The following is a 26979-nucleotide window of genomic DNA, read 5'->3' on the forward strand; positions in this document are numbered from 1 at the left end:
CTTTTCATTCATTATACATTCGTTTTTGGCGTTTCCTCTTCATCATGAACGCTTAATAAATTTTGCCACTTTTTATAAGGAGCACTATTTGGATCTACATAGCCTTTCGCGTACGAACGATCCCACAATTGTTTAATAAACATTTCTTTCTCTTTCTTTGCAACCATATCGGCACCTGTACCGTAATAGTTTTGGAAATACAATTCAATTTCATCAAGGAATAATCTTAATAATTCATCAGAAGTTTCTTCTAACGTTGGATCATATTTCGCCTCACGGTCATACATTAAAATCATATCTAAAATATTATGGACATGCTCTTTACGAAGCCATCTAATATCTTGAGCACCTAATACGAACGGATGTGTATATAAATGTCCGCCCTGTATCATAGCTTTTTCTTGTTCTTCTTCAAATCTGGACAAGATGTTTTCATAAATAAACGGATTATGAAGCAATGCTCTGTGTAATTTGTAACTTTCATTTGAAATATTTTTTCCCATCGACTGAATTAAGAAACTACGTCCAACGCCGTTATATTGATACACGAACTGACCATCAACAGCAACTAAACTAATCCAGCGATACATATACGCGTATAGAAGAGCTCGATTACATTTATCGTAATCCAATTTCGTTTGCGTTGCATTTAAGTCTGGCATGAATGCTGGTAAGTGCCAATACTTATCTAAATGCGGCGTTAAACTAGATTTTTTACTATTCAACTTGTTCACACGGCGATAGTATGACTGAAAATAATCACCTTTATCATTCATAAATCCATTTGCAATATGCCCTGAGGAAAGCTTAGGAAAGTCTTGCAATGATAAACCATAATGCGCACGATAACAAATGACTTCAAATGGCGAAAAAGCTTCATGTACTGTATCTTTTTCTTTAAACATTTCTTGAATTAATTCTTCTTGCAGTTCTTTCTTTAAGGATGGATGTATACCCCAATATTGTAATTCCCTATGGTGGGAAACTTTCGGAACGAATGGACTTGCTAAATGAAACAAGTCTTCAATTTTTTCACGAACGTATTCATCACGATCACGCTTCTTATAATCCGCTTCTTTTCGTAATGCCTTAACGATATTCAGCTCTAATTTATCACGATAGCGGATTTGTAATTCATCATAGCAATAACTTAGTATGTGCTCACGATAAAAGTCTTCTACCTTTTTCGATTGAATCTCTTCTGTTTTCGCATCCCGGCAATATTCCCCGTATAAACTCATATAAATTTCCGCAGATATATCTTTCGGTAATACACCTAAATTCAAATGTTGCTGCATATCTAGCCATATCTTTTCTTGCAACTTCTCTTCAGCTAATACGTATACATTCGTTGGGTTTGTTTTCCCTTCAAATTCCTTGCTTCGTTTTTGAATTTCAAACAATAAATTTTCACGCGTTTCATGTAAATTATCAAAAAACCTTTCCCAATATTGAATCATTTTATTAACTGCTTGATAAAGTGATTGATAAACGAGTTCTAATAGCATTTCTTTACGATACTCGTTTAATTTGTGTACGTACTGCGTTACAATATCTTCAAATTCTTTTTTAAACAAACGCTGCTGATTATTCATCATTTTTCCAAACCAGCCTTGTTGCTGCGCGATTTCTACTCGGCGAACAGCTGTTACCGTTCCATCAATATTACTCACATTAAATTTCTTATCGTAGTTTTGAATTAAATTACGCTTTTGCTCATTATTTTCATGTAGTCGATTCATTTTCTCAACTAACTGCTTTCGAATTTCATACAACATAAAACGAGCTGATACTGGATGCACAGGATCTGTTTTCTTTAAAAACCATGTATTTAATTGATAGGACTGCCCTTCAGAACCACTTGGTGAAAAACGGTCTGATTCAATCATGTCATACAATAGTGTCGTTACATGCTCATGTACACGGCTCGGAATCGCATACGCATATAAACGAATCGCATGATCCACCCTTGCTACTTCACCTTTCATTTGCTCCATCATTTTCAGTTTCGCAGCCGAAATTTTACACTCGTGCTGCAGACGGTTTAATTCCTCATCTTTTTGCACCGTACGCTGTACATAGCTTTCTACAGCCTCTAAAAACAGTTTAGATTTCGCCACACCAACTTTACCGCCCTCTGCTCCTTCACGCGTTTCATTGTACATTTGTCTATAGAAAATATGGGCCTGTTCTGGACGAGTAGCAAGATGTTCTAAGTCTTCTAAATAACTTTTCCCACGCTCTGGCTTTTCACGTTGCATCCCACGTTTTACATCTTGATCATATCTTTGCTTCTTCTCTTGAAACAATTGATCTAAATGCAGCCACGATTCATCTAAACCTTGCACAGCCCATTTTAAAGCACAATATTTTAACACGTGCTCATACGGATAAATAATCTTGGCCGTTCCTGCCCCGCAATATCGCCCTTTCCCGCTTGATTCTGCTAATTGTTGAATTTGATTATCTTCCTGTGCAAAATGATTGGCAGACATCGGACTAAATAACTGTAAATAAATCGTATTTACCATTTGCTCCATATAATCTGATAAATTGTGCAGATGGTGTCCATGTAGATTTTCGTAATCGTATAAGAAACAATAATTGTACGGTAAATGATGTTGTTTAATCGTATGATTCGTTCTTCCTTCTTCATCTACTTGATCAGGTCGATATTCTAATTCAATTGTAACACCACCACGTTTGGATAATTCTCCAGTAGAACCGAGTGTAATGGCATGTAATTCTTTTAACGAAGCATAGCCGTTTGCTTGCACCGTTTCAAACTCTTTCGCACTAACCGTTCTCGTCTTAACTAAAACGTCCGGCATTAAAAACGCACCACGAATTAAAATGTTGTGATGCTGCAGTTTTTTCCGAAGCATTTCACGTAAATATAATGCAATTTGTAGAAACATCCCTGAACCTGTTCCGCCCGCTAGTGATGTTACGATAATGACACGCACTCCATATTCCGTTTGATCGCTTGTAACCGGAAAAATTTTCTCGATTTCTTGCCAAAAGGATGTCAATTTATCTTCTTTCATCGCAGCAAGTAACGCTAAACGGGAAATGACACGTAACTGTCCTGCCCCTTCTGTCAGTGGTTTATCAAGTATAGTCGGGTCCATCGGAAACCACTCTGGAATCGTTGGATCTCCCGCAATATACTCTCTTGGCGTTTTACTAGAACTCGTTTGCGTCTTAAACTTTCGAATATGATCAAATTTACTCAATGTATTCACATCTGTATCAAATACGTGCATTGCTACCTTTTTTCGGCGCTCCTCAGGTAGCCTTTCATATATTTGATGTGTCACAGTACTACCGATTCCACCTAAACCAATTAATATCGTTGGAACTTGTAACGTCATGTGAACCACCTTCCTATTCTTGCTTGTTTGAAAAGAGGGGGAGAAAGATGAGACTCCCTCCTTTTCCATACCTACTATTCACACTCATATTTGTAAATTTCTTTACCATACCCTCTATCAATTACTAAAAGTTCATTTGGATATAGCGTCTTATGTTCCATTCCAACCTCTTCCTCTGTTATAAACATTCCATCAATAATCATTCCTACTACTTGTGACTCTTTCGCTACAAATATCGATTTTGATCCTTTCTTCGCTATAAACGTAACGGATTGCACAGTCTTTCTTTCTGCTCGGAATGGAATGCCAAAATAGTGTTTCCACCATTTATTTTTAAGTAATTCTGGTTCAGATTGATATAACCAATCTTTCGCTACCTCTTGATCCCATTCGTAATACAATAGTGCTTTTCGGTGAAATCTTGGACGGATAATCCATCCTAAAACGATTATTCCTACTACTAACAGTAATAAAGTGATAGGAATAACAAACTTAAAAATAAGCGCATATTTTTCATAAAACGGTGCATTTTGAATATGAAGTGATATATTTTTCTTTACTTCTTGTAATTTTGAATCTTGTATAGTGATGGTAGCATCTACGGTGCCAGTATCTGTAAAATTGAATGTATCGGAGTAATGAGGGCGAGGATAAATATAAATTTGATTATCCTGTTGTTTTATTTCATAGTTGATTGATTGTTTAGATGTGACACCAGTAGATTTTAATAGTTTCTTTACAGCTTCTTCTGTCATCGGCTTACCATCTAACTGTGGTTGTATAATAAACGGTTTACTATTCTCTAAATTCGTTACTTTTTCTTCATAATCTTTCGTTATCGTTTGCAGTGATAATTTTGGTTTTTCCGTTACTTCGATTTTAAATTCTTTCGTCTGTCTGTAAAATCCCTTTATGTTCATATGAACTTTCCCGCGCACTAATCCTTTATCAACCTTCATTTCGTAGTAAAATACATGTTTTTTATCGTCCCACTTCATCGGGTACTGTTTTCCGTCTATTTCTACTTCTGCCTGAAAATATGAAGACTGAATTGGTAATTCCGTAGGCTTCGCTTCAATAACAGCAGTAACACCTTCGTACATTTTTCCCACATTTTTTTGACTACTATCGTCTTTGTCATAAGTAGAAACAGTATAGTTAAGCGCCGGTTCAACTAGTACTTGTAGTCCTTCTTTCTCAATATCTCGATCCACTTCTATCGTATACGTTCCTGGTTTAATAACTTCCTGATTTTCCGTACTTATATGAACTATATTTCCGAATAATTTCGCTTCTCCTGGTGCATGTATGGAATAGGAAGATTGTAATTGTAACGGTTTAGAAATTTGTGTGACCTGATAATTAGACAAAGAAGGTGATTGTCGTACAAGCGTCATGCGCTTTAACGGAAATGGTGTTGTAATCTCTACTTTCTTCCCTACTACTTTCGTTTTTACAATCGATTCAACAGAAGAGAACGGATCACGATTTGCAACTAATGCTGCCACTTGATTGACGCTTTTTACAATACCATCCTCTCCACTAGATGGCATCGTAACTCCGTTTATCTCTTTCTTCCATATTTCTTTAAACGTATTTAGTTGTGCCTTTTCTTGCTGTCCTAAATCCTCTTCCATCGTAATTAAAATTGGATGTAGCGATATCTTTTTTGTATCCATTTCTTTCTTAAACTGTGCTAACTTCTGTGTAATTTGTTCTTTTCCGCCAACCTTATCTTTCTCTAAATCATTAAATGCCCCGTCAGTTAAGACAATAAGCCAAAATTCACGTTTTCCATCTATATCTGCTTCCTTTTTTATAGATTGCATCGCCGTTTCTACTGCGCTAAACGGGGTATTTAAATACGTTTTCCATGCTCCAATTCCCTCAATTTCTGTTTGTCTCTTATCCTTCGTTAACGAAATGTTTAATGGATCATTCGGCTTGCTCATTGGAACATAAGAGAATTTATCTTTTTCATCTAATAGCGCAACTAAACTTTGCAAAGCATAATTGGCATATTTCCAGCGATCGTTATTTCTCATGCTGCCCGAATCATCATATACAAGTGAAACGACCCTTTCCTTTGCCTCCTCTCCTTTTGCAAAAGTCCAAAAAGGATGTAACCATATAAATAGAAACAACATGAATGTGGCACAAATTCGAATTTTCATGATGAGGCTTCGCCACCTTTGTAGACAAATTCCTATGTTTAAATTTATGAGAGGATACAAGATATATGACTTGTATTTTAGGACAACTAGCTCATCATAACTTTATTATGTAAACAGTTATATATACTGAATATGATTCCTTCTAGCGTTTTCTATCCGATAATATAAGTAAAAAAGCCTGTTTAAGCTCTACACTTAAAACAGACTTTTCCTACTTTTCACATTGAAAACAAACATCAAAAAGTTTGATTTTGAATTAACACATCACTTCAATTGTAAATCCACCAGGTGCTTCCACATAAAACGTATACGCATGTGCATGCTTAGGAGCCTCAACCAAAAATCCAGCTTCCTTCAACCTTTGATTTATCTTATTTACTTGTTCTTCACTTTCTTGAGGAAACCCTACATGAAATGTTTGCGGATAATGTACGTCTTTCCCTTTCATTAACGTTAATATAAACCCATCATTATCACGCAAAACTGCAAAACCATTTCCCCTTGTTCCGCTACAAGTTAAACCAAAATATTTTTCTAAAAACTCTCTAGCAGCTACTACATCTGAAACTGTTAAATTAAGATGTTTAATTTCCAAACCGTCACCTTCTTTCTTAATTTTCTAACATTTTATCATACAAATAAAAAACACGCCTTTCACAGCGTGTTTCATTGCTTCACATACACTTCAACAATCGGATTATCTTTATTATCCGCATGTAAGCGTAAATTCTCTTCACTTGTACTATAAATGCTAGCTAATAACATAATCGTTAACACATTAGGAGTTTTTGCATCGCTCCCGTATTTCCTTTCCAGCGCTTCCTTATATTCAAAATCCAAATCCCCCTGCACATATGTATACACTTCAAAACCATCTTCTAAATTGCAAACTACTGTATCAATAATATCTGCCCCAACTTGCTTCTTCATTTCCTCTCGCAAAGCTTCAATAAACTCTTCCCACGGTACTTCGTATATCTGAAACTGATCTGTAGATTTCATTACTTTTTCCTCCTTATATATCCTTCTCCTATATTTCCCCTTTCTATAACAATTATGATAGATAGGACATTCGTACAAGCCGCACTTGTCCCCATTACATATCGTATTACTGTAATGGGGAAGGAGGAAAGAATATGCATAGACAAAAATGTTACGATACGTGCCAACGTTATTTCGGTAAAGTCGTTCGAATTGAAGATCGTGATGGTCGTATTCATTTAGGCAAAATAATTGATCTGACAAAAAGCTCTGTATGGATTGAACCAGTGCAACAGCGCTCATCTTTTGATACAGGATTTGGATACTATGACGCATATGCAAACGGTGGCTGTGACCTTTGTGGTGGCATTAGCAGATGTGATAGTTGCGGATTTGGTTGTGGTGGTGGATTCAGCGGCTGTGGATGTGGCGGTCGTGGTTGTGGTAGTTGCGGCGGATGGGGAGGCGGCGGTTGTGGCTGGGGCGTCGAACTCGGATTTGGTTTCATCTTCGGAATTACATTAGCTGCATTATTTTTCATTTAATATAGTAAAGAGTTGACTATCTTTAGTCAACTCTCTTTCTTTATTTTTCACATATAAAAATACGATGACCTAAAATATGTTGGTACATAAGTCGTACATTTTCATGCTGTACCCATGCCTCATATAACTCATTCGGGACAAATTGTGATACATTCCATTCTGGCTCTTCTATATAGCCAGAGATCGTTTCTGCAATTGTACCGCCGCCAGCAATTGTAATTCTTTTAAAATTTGCTTTCTGAAATAATTGTACCCATTCATTCTCAGTTAATAGTTCTTTCATCCCGTATAATCGGGCAATTTTTTCTTCCTCATTCTTCTCAATGTGCCTATCAATAATCATTTCAATGACAACAAGCTTGCCATCCTTCTGTAATACACGATAGCACTCCGAGATAACTCTCTCTTTCTCTGTAAAAGCGAGTATCGATTCTCCGAGTACGAACTCAAATGAGTCATATAAGCAAGGTAATTGCTCTACATTCCCTTCAATTAATTGAATGTCTATTCCTTCAAACGACCATCTATCTTTCGCCTTTTGAATCATAATCTCATTCTTTTCAACCGCCGTTACTTTATAACCATACTCTTTTGTCATGTACGCCGCTGTTTTCCCTGTACCGCAGCCGATTTCAAGGACATTTGCACCATATTTAAAAGGCAATTGTGCTAACAACTGTTTTGTTAACGTAAAACCACCAGGATGAGCACTTCCTATTCCGTAATAAGCTAGGAAATCGATGTAAGTATTTCGTTTCATGGGATTCTCCCTTTTTTATTTTATATATTCGAAGAAGGAATAAAAGTGCATAGAAAAAGCATTTTCAAGTGCTCTAATACCGCAACTTGAAAATGCTTTTTCTTTTTATCTCACTATTCACCAGGCAGCCAGATTAAGGTTTCCCTTTATTATTTCTCTTCTACATACGCCCATTTGAAACTATATTCTGGACTAATGTTATGTTTCACAATTCCCTTTATATTTGGTTTCATTACATATGATCTAGCATTTTGATATAAAGGTACGAGTGCTACATCTTCTTCAAGTAACACTTTCTCAGCCTTTCCTAACTCTGTCCAGCGTTTTTTTGCATCAGCCATCCATTCTGTCTTACTTTTAGTAATAACGTCATCATATTTTGAATTTGAGTAGCTCATCTGGTTCTGAGAATTTGTCGTTTCAAACATATCAAGATACGTCATTGGATCCGCATAATCTGGATTCCAGCCACCATATGAAAAATCATAATCTTGGTCTGATTCTAATTTTAGTTTTTGCTTAAATGGTTGCAGTTTAATATTTACTGTCACGCCTTTTAGATTCTTTTCAACTTGATCTTTTACATACTCCCCAACTTTTTTCGCATTACCAGTATCATAATTTAACAGTTCAATTGTTACTTGATCTTTTCCAAGTTCTTTTTTCGCTGCTTCCCAAGCTGCCGCTGCCTTTTTGGAGTCTTGTTTTAAACCATTCTTAAACGTTTCTGCGAAATCTTTACCGTCTGGTCCACTAGCTAAACCTTTTGGTACTAAGTAATCTACTGGTTTTGAACCATCATTTAAAATGACATTCGTTAAAGCTTTCTTATCAATTGATAATGCAATTGCTTCACGTAATTTTTTGCTCTTTAATGGTGTATCTTGCCCACCACGTTTTTGGTTTAGACGTAAATAAAATGTACTCGTTTCCGAATATGTGCCAAACTCCTCTTTATTATTTCTATACTTATCAACAAATTCACCTGATAAAAGTGCGAAATCAATTGCACCTGTATCATATAAATTTACTCTAGTAGCTGGTTCTTTTACTACACTAAAGTTGATTTCATCTAGTTTTACAGTCTTTTTGTCCCAGTACTGATCATTTTTCTTTAATTTCCAGCCTTGCTCATGCTTCCAATCAGTAAGAATAAAAGGTCCGTTATATACTGTTGTATCAGATTCCAAACCGTATTTATTCCCTTTTTCTTTTACGAATTTTTCATTTAATGGATAGTATGACGCAAATGCCATTAAATTCAAGAAATATGGTACTGGTCTTTCTAGTTCAACTTCAAGCGTATAATCATCTACCGCTTTTACACCTAACGTAGAAACTTCTGCTTTGCCTTGATTAATTGTTTCTGCATTTTTAATATAGTAAGCAATAAATGCATACTCAGCAGCTGTTTTTGGATCTACTAGACGTTGCCATGCAAATACGAAATCTTTCGCCGTTACTGGATCACCATTTGACCACTTTGCATCTTTACGTAGTTTAAACGTATATTTTTTACCGTCCTCGCTTTTCGTGCTAGATTCTGCTACAGCTGGGATTGGCTTATTATCTTTATCAAGGCGATATAAGCCTTCCATCGTATTCCCTAAAATTTGTGCACCAAGCGTATCTGTACTTTTTGAAGTATCCATTGTCGGAATTTCATTCGTTTCTGTACGATTTAGCACTTGCTTTGCCGCATATTTAATATCAGATTTTTTCTCTTCTCCACCATTATTAGACGTTGTAGTCGGTTTCTTCTCCCCACCAGATCCAGAAGAGCATGCTGTTAAAGCCATACTCATTGCTAAAACTGGCGCTACAACTGCCGTGAACTTTTTCATCTTTTTCTTCATTCTTGTACCCTCCCCTATTATATGTACGAAACTAACTTTGAGAGATTTTCAGTTAACTTAGTGATTAGTACCTGTTCACCAATAAACATTCTGTTAATTACCTTCACTTTTGAAGTTTCAATTATTTTATTTTTATAGTAACTATGTATTTTACTATTATTACTATACGAATTCTCCCCCATCTACTATATGTCAGTACCACTTTTCTTATTCTTCTCTATTTAATTAAATTGAATAGTAAAAGAGCGTTTTAAAAGTAATGTATCTACTTTTAAAACGCTCTTTTTTATTATTTCCCTTCCGTTACATAAGCCCACTTAAAGCTATATTCTGGACTAATGTTATGTTTCACAATTCCTTTTACATTCGGTTTCATTACATACGCTCTACCAGTTTGATATAAAGGAACTAATCCTGCATCTTCTTCAAGGAATAATTTCTCTGCTTTTCCTAACGTTTCCCAACGCTTCTTCGGATCAGATAATAATTCATTCCCTGCTTTTGCTACCATTTCATCGTATTTTGGATTCGAATAACTCATTTGGTTATACGGGCTCTTTGATTCAAACATATCAATAAATGTCATTGGATCCGAATAATCTGGGCTCCAACCTGCAAACGAAACTTCATAATCTTGTGCAGACTCTAATTTTAGTTTTTGTTTGAACGGCTGAATTTTCGTGTTAACCGTTACACCTTTTAAGTTTTTCTCAATTTGGTCTTTAAAGTAGTCAGCAATTTTTTTCGCAGTTCCATCATCATAGCTTAGTAATTCAATTGTCACTTGATCTTTTCCAAGTTCTTTTTTCGCTGCTTCCCAAGCTGCTGCACCTTTTTTCGGATCATATTTCAGACCATTTTTAAATGTATCTTGGTAATCTTTACCGTCTGGTCCTGTCGCAAGTCCTTTTGGTACTAATTGATCGGTTGCTTTTGAACCGTTATTTAAAATAACGTTTGCTAAACCTTTTTTATCAATTGATAATGCGATTGCTTCACGAAGTTTTTTGCTCTTTAACGGTGTATCTTGTCCGTTACGCTTTTGATTTAAACGTAAGAAGAATGTACTTGCTTCTGAATACTCACCGTATTCCTCTTTGTTTGATTTATATTTATCAACGAATTCTCCAGATAGTAATGTAAAATCAATTGATCCTGTATCATATAAGTTTACTTTCGTCGCAACTTCTTTTACTACACTATAATTAATTTCTTCTAATTTTACAGTCTTATTATCCCAATACTTATCATTTTTCTTTAGCTGCCATCCTTGTTCATGTTTCCATGAAGCCATAACGAACGGTCCGTTATACAACGTTGTATCTGCTTCTAAACCGAATTTATCTCCTTTTTCTTTTACGAACTTTTCATTTAAAGGATAGTAGGATGGAAATGCCATTAAATTCAAGAAATATGGTACTGGCTTTTCTAATTCTACTTCTAGCGTATAATCATCTACCGCTTTTGCTCCTAATTCTGTTGCGGCTTTTTCACCTTTATTAATCGCTTCTGCATTTTTAATATAGTAGGCAATAAACGCATATTCCGCAGCTGTATTTTTATCCAGTAGGCGCTGCCATCCGTATACGAAATCTTTCGCCGTTACAGGGTCACCATTCGACCACTTTGCATCTTTACGTAATTTAAATGTATATTTTTTGCCATCCTCGCTTTTCGTACTAGATTCTGCTGCAGCTGGGATTGGCTTATTATCTTTATCTAATCGATATAAACCTTCCATTGTGTTCCCTAAAATTTGAGAACCTAATGTATCAGTAGATTTTGAAACATCCATCGTCGGAATTTCTTGATTCTCTGTACGATTTAACACTTGTTTCGCTGCGTATTTAATTTCTGATTTTTTCTCTTCCCCACCACCACTAGACGTCGTAGTTGATTTCTTCTCCCCACCAGATCCAGAACACGCTGTCAACGCCATACTCATCGCTAAAACTGGCGCTACAACCGCCGTGAACTTTTTCATCTTTTTCTTCATTTTTGTACCCTCCCCAATTATATGTACGAAACTAGTTTTGATAGATTTTCTAATAACCAGTTATCAGAAAATTCTTATTAATTAATATTCTACTAACTTTTCAGATTTTGTAAAGTTATTTTTAAAATATTCTAAAAATTATTTTTTTGTGATAGTAAAAAGTATTTTTTTACTATCATCACTATACAAATTCTTCCTATTTACTATATAAGTACTATTCCCCTTGTGCTTATTGGTTTGTTTACAATTTAATCTCATAATAAAAAAGCATTCCAAAAGTAGTCTACTTTCGGAATGCTTTTTTATTATTCAGTTACATAAGCCCATTTAAAGCTGTACTCCGGACTAATATTATGTTTAACAACCCCTTTTACAGTCGGTTTCATTACATAAGATCTAGCATTTTGATATAATGGTATAAGTGCTACATCTTGCTCAAGTAATAATTTTTCAGCTTTTCCTAGTTCTTCCCAACGTTTCTTCGCGTCACTCATTAACTCTCCGCCAGCTTTTTTAACCATTTCGTCATATTTCGCATCAGAGTAGCTCATTTGGTTGTGAGAGTGATTAGATTCAAACATATCTAAATATGTCATTGGATCTGCATAATCTGGGCTCCATCCACCATATGAAATATCATAATCTTGCTCCGATTCTAATTTTAGTTTTTGTTTAAACGGCTGCAGTTTAATATTTACTGTTACACCTTTTAAGTTTTTCTCAATTTGATCTTTTACATATTCCCCAACTTTTTTCGCATTACCAGTATCATAGTTTAAAAACTCAATTGTAACTTGATCTTTTCCAAGTTCTTTTTTCGCTTCTTCCCATGCAGCAGCTGCTTTTTTCGCATCTGGCTTAATACCATTTTTAAATGTTTCTTGGAAATCTTTCCCATCAGGTCCGTTTGCTAACCCTTTAGGTACTAAGTAATCAGCCGGTTTCGATCCATCATTTAAAATAACATTTGCTAAATTCTTTTTATCAATCGATAAAGCAATTGCTTCACGTAATTTTTGGCTCTTTAATGGTGTATCTTGTCCACCACGTTTTTGGTTTAAACGTATGAAAAATGTACTTGGTTCTGAATATGTTCCAAACTCCTCTTTATTATTTCTATATTTGTCAACAAATTCTCCAGTCAATAAAGAGAAATCAATTTGCCCACTATCGTATAAATTCACACGAGTTGCTGGCTCTTTTACAACACTAAAGTTAATCTCATCTAATTTCACAGTCTTTTTATCCCAATATTGATCATTCTTCTTTAGTTTCCATCCTTGTTCGTGTTTCCAATCAGTAAGAACGAATGGACCGTTATAAACTGTTGTATCAGATTCTAAACCGTATTTATCCCCTTTTTCTTTGACGAACTTTTCATTTAGTGGATAATACGACGGGAATGCTACTAAGTTTAAGAAGTATGGTACCGCTTGTTCTAATTCTACTTCAAGTGTAAGATCATCAACCGCTTTTACACCTAATGTAGAAACTTCTGCTTTCCCCTGGCTAATTGCTTCTGCATTTTTAATCGGGAATGCGATAAATGCATACTCAGCAGCTGTTTTTGGATCTAATAGACGTTGCCATGCAAATACGAAATCTTTCGCTGTTACAGGATCACCATTTGACCATTTTGCATCTTTACGTAATTTAAATGTATATTTTTTACCATCCTCACTCTTCGTGCTTGACTCTGCCGCAGCTGGGATTGGTTTGTTTTCTTTATCTAATCGGTATAAACCTTCCATTGTGTTCCCTAACATTTGAGAACCTAAAGTATCTGTACTTTTCGAAGTATCCATTGTTGGAATCTCATTCGTTTCTGTTCGATTTAGCACTTGTTTCGCTGCTAATTTTCCTTCTGATTTGCTATCCCCGCCAGAGCTAGAATTTGTGCTTGTCTTCTTATCTCCACCTGATGTAGAACATGCTGTCAATGCCATACTCATTGCTAAAACTGGTGCTACAACTGCTGTTAGTTTTTTCATTTTTTTCTTTTTCACTTTCTGTACCCTCCCTAATTCTTAACGCTCTCATTTAAGAGTTTTCTGATAATTCTGTTTTTCTTTATATATTTATCAGAAGATTCTTATTAACTATTATTCTACTAATTTTTCGAGTTTTGTAAAGTGTTATTATTGAAAATTTTTAAAAAATTATTTTTTTACAGTAATATTCATAAAAATTCCATACTCTTTCGAAACATTATATCTCATTGAATTCTATGTATTGATTTAATAGTCTTTATCTTCCTACACTATAAAACACTTGTAAATTATTGTTAATAAATAATGTATATCGTAACAAACCTCTTTTCTACAAAAATAAAAAGCAGACATTATGCCTGCTTCAATTCTCCTCAATCTGCTTTTCACTTAATCCTAAATGTGTTCTAAGCGTATTACTCAAACTCTGTAGATCTTTTTTATTAGGATTATAATAATATACACGTTGCCCATTTGGACCGTTAGGTAAATATAAATCATCACCAGCTAATTGTATTTTTTCAACTGAACCGTTTAAACCGTATTTATAAAATGATAAAATATCATCCATTACTAAGTTTGTTTTAAAATCGCCGTCAACCGCCTCAACTATTTTTTCTAGCTTCGTAATCGAGCCTACACTTTTTAATTTACTTAACATCGCTTCAATAACAAGTTGTTGACGCTGACCTCTCATTGCATCACTATCAATATGACGCGTCCTTGCCAGTGCAAGTGCTTCTTCCCCTGTTAATTTTTGTATTCCCTTTTTCAAATGGATTGCGCCAGGTTCATCTTTACTATTTTGCTCCGTAAATTCAACTGGGACATTTACTTCAATCCCATCTAATCCATCAACAATTTTAGTAAATGAATTAAAATTAAACTTCACAAAATAATCAACAGGCACTTGTAACAATTTTTCTACCGCTTCCACTGAAGCTTGCGGTCCTCCATCTTTACCATTTTTAACGAAACCACTTCCATATGCATGTGTTATTTTATCTTTTTTCTTTTCAACTGGAACATATGTATATGTATCACGTGGTATGCTCGTTAATTTCACTGTCTTATCATCTTTATTAAAAGTAGCTAACAGTAGTGCATCTGTATGAAAAGCACCATTATACTCCTTTTGTCGTTCTTGATTTTCATCAATTCCCATAATTAAAAGTGAAACATTATTTGTAATTGGTTTTACGGCGTTCTCACGTAAGTTTGATTTTTCACCACGCGCTAAATTCAAACTAGACTTTTGTACGAGATTAGAAGTTTTCATATATACATAAGTACCATATCCAACTCCGCCAAATAGTAATACTACTAACAGGACACTTATTATCATTGTCTTTTTATATTTTCTTTTATTTTTCTTTTCTCTTGAAGAAGAGTTATTCTCCATATAATTCCCTCCGTTTTCTATTCATCTAATATGTTTTTCAATTTTTTATAATTAACGCTATCCTTTTGAAATACATTCTCTTTCAACCCTTTGTTTATTTGTATCCATTCAGTCGTAATCGAATATTGAATCATACCTTCGTGGAAACTAAGGAACTTTAGCATAATCCCCGTATTTTTCTCTACAACCATTTCAAATTTCCCTCTTAAATCTTCAGATGTACTTACAGGCATTTCTATGTTTATTGTCCCTTCTATTTTGTAGCAATCCAGTCCCAGATACTTCGTTTCTTTATAATTCCAATCTTTATATCGAATTAATAGATCAGCAAATTCTGATTGAATACTATACTTAGAGAATCCCACATATTCATCATCATATCTTTTTTTCTCACCTGATTTTCTCAATAATCTTTCCGTAGGATTTAATTTTAATAGTTCATAGTTCCTTTCTTTCGGGCTCCATTTTGTCTCTTTATATGTATACTTCTCATCATCAAATTCTTTTTTCTTGCCCTCGTTATATATAATTGTTCGTTTGTTCGTTAGCTTATCTTCTTTCGAAGAGATACCTCTTTGTTGCTCCGTATCAATCGCATATTTGTATGTTGTAGCAATTCTTGACGAACTAGAATATTCCTCAAATTGTCCTGAAATATTTTTAAAATGATCAATGGAATCTAGCATCTTTTCATGAATCTTTTCTTTATCTGGATAATTTACATTCAATTTTATTTCTTCTTCATTTTCATAATCAGAAAACGCCTTTTTCTTTACATATTCAAATACTCCACCATTTTGAGCAAAAATTTGATCAGAAAACTCCGACATAGACACAATTGAAAGTGTTAGAACCGCAGCGCTTATAGCCATCATATAAACTCTATAACCTTTCTTTTTTACCGGAAGATTATGAAGTGTACTATTAATCTTTTCATTTAACTCTGGCGGTACTATAACATTCTCGTCTTTTATTCTCTTTTTTAATTTCTCATCAAATAATTTTTCATCATCCACCTTATACACCCCCTATTCCATCTTTAATCGTTTTTGCAGTTGTTCCCTCGCACGTGACAATCTCGATTTCACTGTTCCTTTTGGTATTTCTAAAAGCTTGGCAATACTCTCTTGATTCATATCTTCATAATAATAAAGCACCGTAACAGCTCTTAACTCTTCATGTAATGATTGAATCGCATTACATAAATCTATATCTTCATACTGATCATAAGCACTCATATTGTAATCATTTTCTTCTATTACCATTATCTTTTTGTATGATCTAATAATATTGTTACACTCATTTATCAAAATTCGAATTAACCAAGTTTGAAAAAACTCTTCTTTCTTTAATTTTTTTATATTTTCATATGCTTTTAAAATTGTTGCCTGTATCGCATCCTCTATATTTGTCTCATCACGTAACATTGCCTTTGCAATGCGATACATCTTCACTTTTTCTGTATGTATAAGCGCCATAAATGCTTCATGATCACCTTTTTTCGCTAAAGAAACATCAGTTTCTTCTTTTATAATCATTTTATATAAAGGGATTACTTTCACAATTGCTCCTCCTGTTTCATCCTCACTTCAAATTTAACTTTACATGTATTAGACGGATGAGCCTAGAAAAAGGTTCATTTTTTTGAATATTTCCATAAAAAAAGGTAAACATTTTTCATGTTTACCTTTACTCAGATGTAATTCTAAGGAAATATCCATCTGGATCCACAACTTTAAATCCCCTCATCTCCCATGGATAAGTTTGAATTTCTTCTTGTATTGTGCATCTCTTCTCTTTACAAAGTTCATATACTTCTTCAATTCGATTGACAACAATAATTAGTTCAAAGCCATTCCCCTTTATTTCTTTTCGATTGTAAAAATAGTGATTTTCATTCAATGTTAAATTACTAGCTAGTAATAGAGAAAACTGGTCGTGATTAAAACGTGCTGCATGCATACTTCTTTTATACAACTTTAAACCAATTACTTCTTCATAGAACAATAATGACTTTTCGATATCATTTACATATGGCTTCACCCGGAACAAATGATTCATTCGTTTCCTCCTCATCAAAAAAAAGCCCACTTTCTCAGTGGACTTCCTACTTTACAACGGTAAATCCCTCTTTCTAAACACTACAATTGCTACTATGAAAATACAAAGTGCTCCAGTAGTTAAACCTATACTCACTGGCCATATATTATACGTTCCCTCAGCAATTTCTTTCGGACGAAATAGCGTAAATAATGATATATTTCTCATCCACTCTAACTTATCGCTTAATTTACCTACCATGTCCGTTACGAAAAATAAAATAGTTAAACTTGCTGAGTAGCTAAGTGCCTTTCTTTCGTCATTACATATACAAGAAAAGAAAAATGAATACGCACTAACGACTAAAAATATTAACCCACCGACTATATTTATCTTCAGGAATAATTCTTTATTTAAGTTATTATCTTGTAGAAACCACTCTGCACCTACTATACCCGCTACATACGTAACAGTTACTATGATTAGTAGCCCTAATACGAGAATAGCCGCTTGCGTGATTGCAATTTGCACTCTAGATACAGGTGTTGCTAGCAAGTATGCCATCGCTCCTTTATCTACATGACGAGCAATTAAATGCGTTGCAACTGTTACACAAAAAATTGTTAATATGATAATAAACAATAGACTATAATATTCGCCAGCTAAAAAATCCATTACGTTTTGAATCGGACTTTCCATTCCAACAATTTTTTTCAAACTATCAGGCATAGCACTTATTAATTCATTTAACCCTTTCGCTGATACCATTGAAGGGAAGATCCAAATTAATAACCATAAATATAGAGCTGCACCAGTTGCATAACTCAAAATACTTTTTTGTGTTTCTTTCAAACTAGCTAAAAACAATTGCTTATTCATGCTTTACCCCTTCTTTCTTATCGTAATAATGCATAAATAAATGTTCTAAATCCATTGCTCTCGTTTGAAGCGCCGTTACATTATAGTTTGAAAGTGTTTGTAAAACAGTTTGATAGTTTCCTTGCACAATAATCGATGCTTCTCTACCTTTCACCGCTTCAAATTGCAAATTACATTGTGTAAGAGATTCAATCTCTTCTTGCGATGATACGGTTACATCTATTACCTGTCGTCTCAAGCTTTGTAAATCATGAATATTTTCAACCGTTACAAGGCGACCATCTTTAATTATAGCCACTCTGTCACAAGTTCTCTCAATCTCAGTAAAAATGTGCGATGACATAAGGATTGTTTTCCCTCTTTGCTTTTCTTCTAATATTAAATCGATAAACACTTGCTGCATAAGTGGATCAAGTCCTGATGTCGGTTCATCTAAAATTAACACTTCCGGATCATGCATAAAAGCAGCAACAATTCCTACTTTTTGCTTCATTCCTTTAGACATTTTTCGAATCGGTGTTTTCACATCAAATTGTAGACGTTCTATTAATTCATCTCGTCTTTTCGTATCCTTTAACCCACGCATTCCTTGCATTAACTTTAAAAACTCTAATCCGTTCATTCCTTCAATAAAAGAAATTTCTCCTGGTAAATAACCAACTTCTCTTTGAATTTTCGCTGCTTCATCCCAGCAATCTAATCCAAAAATTGTCGCTTTACCAGCTGTCGGTTTTATAAATCCCATTAAATTACGAATTGTTGTGGATTTCCCAGCACCATTTGGTCCTAAGTAACCAAATACTTCCCCTTCTTTTACATCAAATGTAATATGAAACAAACCTTTTCCATTTGAAAACTGTTTTGTGACATTTTGAACTGAAATCATAATTCCACCTCATTTTTTGAAATATTTAATATGTGATATTTCAAAATTATTGTACTCCTCATCTTTCATATTCGCAACAACTTTTTGAAATATTTATATGTCCATATTTCAAAAATATTGTTTTCCATTATTTTTTCTTGTATATTTTAATTGAGGTGATTGCATTGAACGGCTTTGAAAAAGTGAAAGAAAAGAAAAAACGTGCTATTAAAGAAGCTGCTTTCGTATTATTTTCAGAACGTGGATTTAATGAAGTGAAAATAGAGCACATTGCAAAAGAAGCAAACGTTTCTCAAGTTACCATTTATAATCATTTCGGAAGTAAAGAAGCATTATTTAGAGAGCTTATACAAGAATATATCATATCTGAATTTCAATATTATAAAGATCTTGCAGCGGAAAAATTACCTTTTCATGATATGATGCAAAAAATGATTGTAAGAAAAATGAATACTGGTGGGTTATTTCAGCCAGATATGTTACTACAAATGATGCAAAGAGATGAAGAGCTTCGCAAGTTTATTTATAGTTATCAAAACGAAAAAATCCTGCCTTGGTATTTAGAAATATTAGAACAAGCACAGCAAAAAAATGAAATTAACCCTCACCTTACTAAAGAAATGATGTTGCTATACATTCAAATGTTCACTAAATTAGGTGATGATTTCGGAGCACAGCTTCTTGAAGGAAATCGCGAAAAACATATACAAGATATCGTTACGATGTTCTTTTATGGACTGTCCGTCCCAAAAAAATAATGTTTCTAAAGAACAACTAACATCACAAAAAAAAGCCCTTTGGATATTTAAATCTCAAGGGCTTCTTGGTGTTAAAAAAATTATTAATACTAACTTTATCTTAAAGAAGTTAAATGCTGCTTTATAGATAATACCTTATTATAAATTAACTCTTTTAGCATAACTGGCTGAATTGAGATAATCGTTTCTCCGAAATTCAGAAAATAGTTCGAGATAAAATCAACTTCTTGTTTGTTAAAATAGCCTGTTATACTATAATTTTCATTTTCTTTTTGTATCCTCATGGAAGGATAATTCTCTTTATCGAAAATGTCTTTTCCTTTTTGATTAACAATGACAATAAAATCAGTTGCATCAGGATTTCTGTGAAAAGTAGTAAGATAACTTAATAATTCTTCAAGACTTTTTGGATTCATATTGCTTGTTTCCTCAATAGAAAGAATTTTATCGCATCTAATTATTTGAACATGATTTGCCTCAAAGTTAAAGATTTTAGCATACCACTGGCCAAATTTAGATTCGATTCGAATAAATTGGGCGACCAATACTTTCTCCGCGTCTTTTTTTAAATATGTTAACTGGTAAACTCGCTCAGCAAAAATCCCCTGTAAAATTTCTTTTAAGAGCGGACTAAAATTACTATGATTTGTTACTTCAAAAGAAAGGGTTCGTTCCATAATTGAAATATTTTTACTCACATTATCAGGTAATACATGTTTAAATTTATTTTCAAGCGCAATACTTTCTATATTAAATGGTTTTGTCTTGTATCCATTTAATGTAAGAATCGAAAAATATAACGCATACATTTCATCCACACTAAAATAAATTGGCGATAACACACTATTTTCTATAATTTTATAGCTTCCATTTCTACCTAGCTCAGAATATATTGGCACACCTATTTCTTCCAATGATTGAATATCTCGCAACGCGGTACTTTTAGAAATATCATATCTAGCCATTAAATCTTTTAAATTAAAATATCTTTTATTATTTAAGAAAATAAGCATATCATTTATTCGTTCCGTTTTTTTCATATTTCCCTCCCAAAAAGGTGTCATGTATTGAAACCTTTTTAGTCTATATTATAATTATTAACTAATAAAGGAGTTATACATTTATGACATTAGAAATAGCTATTTTTCTTTCAATGAATGGGCAAGCAAAGGAGGCAATTAATTTTTACACACGTAATTTTGAAGCCAAGAATTTAATGATTGTGACGTATGAAGAACTGGCCAAAAGAGATAGTTCTTTTAAAATTACAAGTGAAAATAAAGATCATATTGCTCACTCCGTTTTACAAATTGGGAATACAAAGCTAATGATAGCAGAAGATACAATGAAGCCTAATGAACGTTATAACGTTGGAAATAACATGTCACTTTGCATTCAAAGCGCTAATTTAGAAGAAATACAAAGGTTTTATAATAATTTAATTTCTGATAAGCATGTGAAGATAATCTCTCCGCTAGAAAAAAATATATTTAGTGAAGCATATGGTATTATTGAAGATCCTTACGGCATACAAATCCAGTTAATGTATGACAAACGATTAAACTAAATAATTATCCATATTCACATATTCCTAATAAAAAAGACACGAAATTCGTGTCTTTTTTACTTTACAGTGATGACTCTACCGGTTTCACTACTTTCAATCGCTAATTGAATAAGTTGAATAACTTCTAAGCCTGCTTGTGCTGTTACAGGTGGTTTCTCACCATTTACTATACTATCTCTTACACCTTTATAATACATGTCATAACAGCCAACTTCTGTTGAAATACGCTCTAGATTTTCTTCCGTATGTAAAGTAGCAAAATTCTCTTCAGCATCTACTCCATAACCGTTATCGCCTGGCTTCATTCCATTTTTTAATTGTTCTTCCTGTGAATCCATACCGTATTTCACGATAGAACCTTTATCTCCATGTAATGTAAAGTGTGGACCTGCTTGCTTTACGTAACTGCTACTATGTAAAGTGACACGTTTAACACCGTAGTGAAGTATAACATGGAAGTAATCATCAATCTCTGCGCCTGGTCGTTGTTTGATTACATCTGCACTTATCGCATCTGGTTTCCCAAATAATGATAATGCTTGGTCAATTAAATGCGATCCTAAATCATATAGTATACCTGATCCTGGTAAATTCTTTTCTCTCCAGCGATCACGTACATTCGGGCGAAAACGATCGAAATGCGCTTCATATGCGTATAGATTCCCTATTCTGTTTTCTTCTAACAATTTCTTTATCGTTAAGAAATCATTATCAAAACGGCGATTATGATATACGCTTAACACCACATTATGCTGTTTTGCTAATGAAATTAGTTCTTCGCCTTCTTCAATTGAAACAACGAATGGCTTCTCCACAACTACATGCTTACCATGTAAAATTGCTTCTTTTACATATGGAAAATGAGTTGTATTCGGTGAAGTAATGACCACTAAGTCAATATCAGCACGATTTACTAATTCCTCAATTGTGCCAACAACTTCAGCATTTGGTAATGCTTGTTTCACGAGTTCTTCTTTTGATGATAAAATAGCACGAATATCATATTCTTCTATCGTTTGTAATAATGGAATGTGAAATGTTGTACTAGAAAATCCAAATCCTACAATCCCTACACCTATTTTTTTCATGTTGCCCCTCCATTTATCACGCTTTAACGGACAGTAAGACCTCTACCTCAAAATTCAGCGAAAGTAAAGAAGTTAGTTGAGGAATCAACTGCTCGTAAAAGTCCGATTGATTAAAGTTTCACTTTATGAGAACGATTTCATTCAGTTATTATAACAAGATTATTATTATTTACATAATAATTTGCCTAGAAAAAAGCATCTTACCATTATTCATAGCAAGATGCTTTTCTTTACTCCGGTCGTTTTTTCGTCCACGTTTCAATAACTTCACCTGTATCATTAACATCTAGCACTAAACTACCGTTACTATACCGGTCTTTATTTCGATACGCTTTCGGATCAATTTCTTCTACGATGTGTTTCTCTGTCTTCATGTAAACTAGTTCATCGTCTCTAACAATTTCAATACCGACAATACGGTATGGATTACGTTTTAACTCTTTGAAAATAACAAGACCTCGCTTCGCCCTCGTTGATTTCTCAATTTCTGATGCTTTTAGACGTTTTACAGCACCTCGCTGCGTTACGAGAATAAGTTGATCTTTGTCACCATTTAACGGTTTACCAGAAGCGACATAATCATCTTCTTTTAAGTTAATTGCTTTCACACCAGCGGCCCTTACACCGACTGGACTTACTTCATCTTCATGGAAAATAAGTGCATATGCACCATAGGTTGCAAGAACAATATCACTCGTTCCATCTGTTGCAAATATATCTACAACATAATCATCTTTTTTCAAATTCACAGCGACGAACGCTCTTGAATAACGCTGAACTTTATATTGGTTTAATTCTGTTTTCTTAATCATACCATTTCGTGTAACAAATACGATAAATCGTTTTTCTTCTTCAAAATTCGGTACGACGGTCGCCCAAATAATCATTTCATCCCGCTCGAGTGAAACGAGATTCGCAACGTGTTGACCCAAATCTTTCCAACGAATTTCTGGCATTTCATATACTGGCAGATATATATAGTTTCCTTTACTCGTAAATAAGAGGACTGTCTCTGTCGTATTCGTATCGAATCGCTCCAGTAAGATGTCACCCTCTTTCATACCGAAGTCTTTCCCGTTCGATGCATTATGTGAACGCCAACCTGTTCGTTTCACATATCCTTCTTTCGTTACAGTAACGATGACATCTTCCTGCGGAATCATAACTTCCACATCGATTTTAATTTCCTCAATTTGTTCTTCAATAATAGCACGGCGATCATCACTATATGTTTTCTTTACTCTCTTCAAATCTGTTTTAATAACTTGAAGAAGTCTTTTTTCACTTTGTAAAATTGACTGTAACTCTATAATCTTCTTATTAAGCTCGTCTGCTTCTTGTTCTAGCGCCGTAATATCTGTATTCGTTAAACGATATAGTTGCAGCGAAACAATTGCTTCCGATTGCGCTTCTGTAAATCCAAATTTCGTACTTAAATTATCTTTTGCATTACGTTTATCTTTAGAAGCACGGATTGTTTCAATCACTTCATCTAAAATCGATAATGCTTTCTTTAAACCTTCTACAATATGTTGACGATTTTCCGCTTTTCGTAATTCATATTGCGAGCGTCTCGTAACAACTTCTTTCTGATGCCCAATATATGCATCCAAAATCTTAGGTAATGTCATAAGTGTCGGACGACGATTATTTATCGCTACCATATTAAAGTTATATGGAATTTGTAAATCTGTATTCTTATATAAATAATTTAAAATACCTTCAGCATTTACTTCCTTTTTTAACTCTACAACGATGCGAAGACCTGTACGATCTGTCTCATCACGTACTTCAGCAATTCCATCTAGTTTTTTATCTAGACGTAATTCATCCATTTTTTTAACAAGGTTCGCTTTATTTACTTCATACGGAATTTCTGTAATAACGATTTGTTGCTTACCACCGCGGATCGTTTCAACTTCTGCTTTTCCGCGAATAATAATTTTACCTTTTCCTGTTTCATACGCTTTTTTGATACCATCAATCCCTTGAATAATACCACCTGTCGGGAAATCTGGTCCTTTCATAACTGTTAATAAATCATCAACAGTACTATTCGGCTTATCAATACGCATCATCGTTGCATCAATTACTTCCCCAAGGTGATGCGGAGGAATTTCTGTTGCATAACCAGCTGAAATTCCTGTCGATCCATTCACTAGTAAGTTCGGGAACATCGCTGGAAGTACAACAGGTTCTTCACTCGTATCATCGAAGTTTGACACAAATTCTACTGTTTCTTTATCGAGATCACGCAATAACTCAGATGCGATTGGTGATAATCGTGCTTCCGTATAACGCATTGCCGCTGCTGGATCGCCATCAACACTACCATTATTACCATGCATTTCAACTAAAACATTACGTACTTTCCAAGTTTGACTTAAACGTACCATCGCCTCATATACAGAGGAATCACCGTGTGGATGGTAGTTACCGATAACATTACCGACTGTCTTAGCTGATTTACGAAACGCTTTATCATGTACATTTCCTTCTACATACATAGAATATAAAATACGTCTCTGTACAGGTTTTAAACCGTCACGCGCATCTGGAAGCGCGCGATCTTGAATAATATATTTACTATAACGTGCAAAGCGGTCACCTAACACGTCTTCAAGCGGGAGGTCATGAAACTTCTCTGCCTGCATGTTATTCCACCTCCGTCTCCATAATCATTTCATTTTCTAAAATATTTCCTTCTTCTTGCATACCAAATTGTACATTTCGTTCGATCCATTTACGGCGAGGTTCTACTTTATCACCCATCAATGTCGTAACTCGGCGCTCCGCTCTTGATGCATCGTCAATTTTCACACGAATCAATGTACGTGTTTCAGGATTCATAGTTGTTTCCCATAATTGATCGGCATTCATTTCGCCAAGTCCTTTATAGCGCTGCAGCATGTAGCCTTTACCGACTTTTTTTGTTACACCCTCTAATTCTTCATCAGACCATGCATACTCAATCACTTCACTCTTACCTTTTCCTTTACTTACTTTGTATAAAGGAGGAAGTGCAATAAATACTTTGCCAGCTTCGATAAGTGGTTTCATATATCTGTAGAAGAACGTTAGTAACAATACTTGAATGTGCGCACCATCTGTATCAGCATCGGTCATAATTACAACTTTATCGTAGTTAATATCTTCAACAGCGAATTCATTCCCTACACCACCGCCAATAGCGTAAATGATTGTATTAATCTCTTCATTTTTAAAGATATCAGCAAGTTTTGCTTTTTCCGTATTGATTACTTTACCACGTAACGGTAATACCGCTTGGAAACGTCGATCTCGACCTTGTTTCGCGGAACCGCCGGCAGAGTCACCCTCTACTAGGTACAGTTCATTTTTTTGCGGGTTACGTGATTGTGCTGGTGTTAACTTACCACTTAATGTACCTTCTGATTTCTTTTTCTTTTTACCAGTACGTGCTTCTTCTCTCGCTTTACGAGCAGCTTCACGTGCCTGCGCTGCTTTAACTGCCTTTCTCACAAGAAGTGTAGCAACATCCGGGTTTTCTTCTAAAAAGTAAGCTAAATGCTCAGATACAATTGCATCAATTGAAGAACGAGCTTCACTTGTACCAAGTTTCCCTTTCGTTTGCCCTTCAAACTGAAGTACTTCTTCTGGTACACGTACAGAAACGATAGCCGCTACACCTTCACGAATATCTGTACCTTCTAAGTTTTTATCTTTTTCTTTTAATAACGATACTTTACGAGCATACTCATTGAACACACGCGTCATTGCTGTTTTAAATCCAGCTTCGTGTGTCCCCCCATCTTTTGTACGTACGTTATTTACAAACGAAAGAATGTTTTCTGAATAGCCATCGTTAAACTGGAATGCTAACTCTGCTTCAATTCCGTTTTGTTCACCAGTGAAGTATACAACCGGATGAATCGAATCTTTCTCTTCGTTTAAGTATGAAACGAAAGCTTCAATTCCTGTTTCATAATGAAAGACATCCTCTAAATCATTACGTTCATCTTTTATCGAGATTTTCATTCCTTTTAATAAGAATGCAGATTCACGTAATCTCTCACATAATGTTTCATAATTGTAATTTGTTGTACTGAAAATCGTTGTATCTGGTTTAAAATGTATTGTCGTACCAGACTCTTTCGTCTTCCCGATCTTCTCCAGTGTCGTTGCAGGAATACCACCATTTTCAAAGCGTTGTTCATAAATATTTCCGTCACGTTTAATCGTTACTACTAACCATTCTGACAAGGCATTTACAACTGATGCCCCAACACCGTGTAAACCACCACTCGTTTTGTAACCACCTTGACCAAACTTACCACCGGCATGAAGTACAGTTAAAATGACTTCAGGTGTAGGTTTCCCAAGTTTATGCATTCCCGTAGGCATCCCTCGCCCTTTATCTATAACGCTAATACTATTATCTTTATGTATTACGACAGAAATTTCGTCGCCAAATCCCGCTAACGCTTCATCAACGGAGTTATCTACTATTTCATATACTAAATGATGCAATCCACGGCTATCCGTACTCCCGATATACATACCCGGGCGTTTTCGAACGGCTTCAAGTCCTTCTAGCACTTGAATTGCATCTTCATTATATTGGAACTGATGCTTCGCCAAACTCCTTGCCCCTTTCCTAATCAAATCAGAACATATGTTTCTATTATAGAATAACGCCTCGACTA

21 protein-coding genes are annotated in these 26979 nt (G+C 34.6%); 3 read left to right on the forward strand and 18 right to left on the reverse strand.

Features of this window, described 5'->3' with window-relative positions; all coding sequences use genetic code 11:
• Positions 1 to 11: 11 nt before the first annotated feature.
• The 4 genes from NHG49_RS18055 to NHG49_RS18070 all read right to left on the reverse strand — a co-directional run bounded on the left by NHG49_RS18055 (position 12) and on the right by NHG49_RS18070 (position 6550).
• Complete coding sequence (locus NHG49_RS18055) at positions 12 to 3374, reverse strand: tubulin-like doman-containing protein (protein ID WP_258126405.1); 3363 nt, start codon at positions 3372 to 3374, stop codon at positions 12 to 14.
• A 74-nt stretch (positions 3375 to 3448) separates the two neighbouring features.
• A complete protein-coding gene (locus NHG49_RS18060) occupies positions 3449 to 5548 on the reverse strand; it encodes a vWA domain-containing protein (protein WP_064476958.1) in 2100 nt (699 codons plus the stop codon).
• Positions 5549 to 5804: 256 nt separating this feature from the next.
• The gene (locus NHG49_RS18065) at positions 5805 to 6143 is read right to left on the reverse strand and encodes a VOC family protein (protein ID WP_048562601.1); all 339 of its coding nucleotides are present in this window, start codon (positions 6141 to 6143) and stop codon (positions 5805 to 5807) included.
• Positions 6144 to 6214: 71 nt separating this feature from the next.
• Positions 6215 to 6550 (reverse strand): hypothetical protein, encoded by a 336-nt coding sequence (locus NHG49_RS18070; RefSeq protein ID WP_064476959.1) that lies wholly within the window; start codon positions 6548 to 6550, stop codon positions 6215 to 6217.
• A 134-nt stretch (positions 6551 to 6684) separates the two neighbouring features.
• On the opposite strand from NHG49_RS18070, the gene NHG49_RS18075 reads away from it, so the two are divergent.
• Complete coding sequence (locus tag NHG49_RS18075; protein ID WP_064476960.1) at positions 6685 to 7074, forward strand: hypothetical protein; 390 nt, start codon at positions 6685 to 6687, stop codon at positions 7072 to 7074.
• Positions 7075 to 7114: 40 nt separating this feature from the next.
• Here the strand turns inward: NHG49_RS18075 and NHG49_RS18080 are convergent, their stop codons facing one another.
• The 10 genes from NHG49_RS18080 to NHG49_RS18125 all read right to left on the reverse strand — a co-directional run bounded on the left by NHG49_RS18080 (position 7115) and on the right by NHG49_RS18125 (position 18881).
• Positions 7115 to 7834, reverse strand: coding sequence for a class I SAM-dependent methyltransferase (locus NHG49_RS18080; RefSeq protein WP_064476961.1), 720 nt, complete (start codon positions 7832 to 7834; stop codon positions 7115 to 7117).
• A 149-nt stretch (positions 7835 to 7983) separates the two neighbouring features.
• Complete coding sequence (locus tag NHG49_RS18085; RefSeq protein ID WP_064476962.1) at positions 7984 to 9690, reverse strand: peptide ABC transporter substrate-binding protein; 1707 nt, start codon at positions 9688 to 9690, stop codon at positions 7984 to 7986.
• A gap of 289 nt (positions 9691 to 9979) precedes the next feature.
• The gene (locus NHG49_RS18090; protein ID WP_064476963.1) at positions 9980 to 11686 is read right to left on the reverse strand and encodes a peptide ABC transporter substrate-binding protein; all 1707 of its coding nucleotides are present in this window, start codon (positions 11684 to 11686) and stop codon (positions 9980 to 9982) included.
• Between the two features lie 305 nt (positions 11687 to 11991).
• Positions 11992 to 13692 carry a peptide ABC transporter substrate-binding protein gene (locus NHG49_RS18095; protein ID WP_064476964.1) on the reverse strand — a complete coding sequence of 567 codons (1701 nt, stop codon included), beginning with the start codon at positions 13690 to 13692 and terminating at the stop codon, positions 11992 to 11994.
• Positions 13693 to 14038: 346 nt separating this feature from the next.
• Positions 14039 to 15076, reverse strand: a complete 1038-nt coding sequence (locus tag NHG49_RS18100) for an LCP family protein (RefSeq protein WP_064476965.1) — start codon at positions 15074 to 15076, stop codon at positions 14039 to 14041.
• Between the two features lie 17 nt (positions 15077 to 15093).
• A complete protein-coding gene (locus NHG49_RS18105) occupies positions 15094 to 16092 on the reverse strand; it encodes a hypothetical protein (protein WP_064476966.1) in 999 nt (332 codons plus the stop codon).
• Positions 16093 to 16104: 12 nt separating this feature from the next.
• The gene (locus tag NHG49_RS18110) at positions 16105 to 16638 is read right to left on the reverse strand and encodes an RNA polymerase sigma factor (protein WP_064476967.1); all 534 of its coding nucleotides are present in this window, start codon (positions 16636 to 16638) and stop codon (positions 16105 to 16107) included.
• Positions 16639 to 16765: 127 nt separating this feature from the next.
• Entirely contained in the window at positions 16766 to 17137 is a 372-nt protein-coding gene (locus tag NHG49_RS18115) for a VOC family protein (protein ID WP_064476968.1), read from the reverse strand.
• A 51-nt stretch (positions 17138 to 17188) separates the two neighbouring features.
• Complete coding sequence (locus NHG49_RS18120; protein WP_064476969.1) at positions 17189 to 17995, reverse strand: ABC transporter permease subunit; 807 nt, start codon at positions 17993 to 17995, stop codon at positions 17189 to 17191.
• Positions 17988 to 18881: an ABC transporter ATP-binding protein gene (locus NHG49_RS18125; protein ID WP_064476970.1), complete on the reverse strand. Its 894-nt coding sequence runs from the start codon at positions 18879 to 18881 to the stop codon at positions 17988 to 17990. Before NHG49_RS18125 ends, NHG49_RS18120 begins: the two co-directional genes overlap by 8 nt.
• Before the next feature lie 155 nt (positions 18882 to 19036).
• On the opposite strand from NHG49_RS18125, the gene NHG49_RS18130 reads away from it, so the two are divergent.
• Positions 19037 to 19639, forward strand: coding sequence for a TetR/AcrR family transcriptional regulator (locus NHG49_RS18130; protein WP_240368830.1), 603 nt, complete (start codon positions 19037 to 19039; stop codon positions 19637 to 19639).
• 95 nt (positions 19640 to 19734) lie between these two features.
• Here the strand turns inward: NHG49_RS18130 and NHG49_RS18135 are convergent, their stop codons facing one another.
• Complete coding sequence (locus tag NHG49_RS18135; protein ID WP_064476972.1) at positions 19735 to 20703, reverse strand: helix-turn-helix transcriptional regulator; 969 nt, start codon at positions 20701 to 20703, stop codon at positions 19735 to 19737.
• Between the two features lie 59 nt (positions 20704 to 20762).
• Here NHG49_RS18135 and NHG49_RS18140 point away from each other — a divergent pair, with 59 nt between their 5' ends.
• Positions 20763 to 21206 carry a VOC family protein gene (locus NHG49_RS18140; protein WP_064476973.1) on the forward strand — a complete coding sequence of 148 codons (444 nt, stop codon included), beginning with the start codon at positions 20763 to 20765 and terminating at the stop codon, positions 21204 to 21206.
• Between the two features lie 56 nt (positions 21207 to 21262).
• Here NHG49_RS18140 and NHG49_RS18145 read toward each other — a convergent pair whose 3' ends face one another.
• The 3 genes from NHG49_RS18145 to parE form a co-directional block, all read right to left on the reverse strand.
• A complete protein-coding gene (locus NHG49_RS18145; protein WP_064476974.1) occupies positions 21263 to 22294 on the reverse strand; it encodes an oxidoreductase in 1032 nt (343 codons plus the stop codon).
• Positions 22295 to 22524: 230 nt separating this feature from the next.
• Complete coding sequence (gene parC / locus NHG49_RS18150) at positions 22525 to 24948, reverse strand: DNA topoisomerase IV subunit A (RefSeq protein WP_064476975.1); 2424 nt, start codon at positions 24946 to 24948, stop codon at positions 22525 to 22527.
• A gap of 1 nt (position 24949) precedes the next feature.
• Entirely contained in the window at positions 24950 to 26914 is a 1965-nt protein-coding gene (gene parE, locus NHG49_RS18155) for a DNA topoisomerase IV subunit B (RefSeq protein WP_064476976.1), read from the reverse strand.
• Between the last annotated feature and the right edge of the window lie 65 nt (positions 26915 to 26979).

Origin of the sequence: Bacillus sp. IBL03825 (genome assembly GCF_024712505.1) — a bacterium.
GTDB classification, from domain to species: domain Bacteria; phylum Bacillota; class Bacilli; order Bacillales; family Bacillaceae_G; genus Bacillus_A; species Bacillus_A wiedmannii.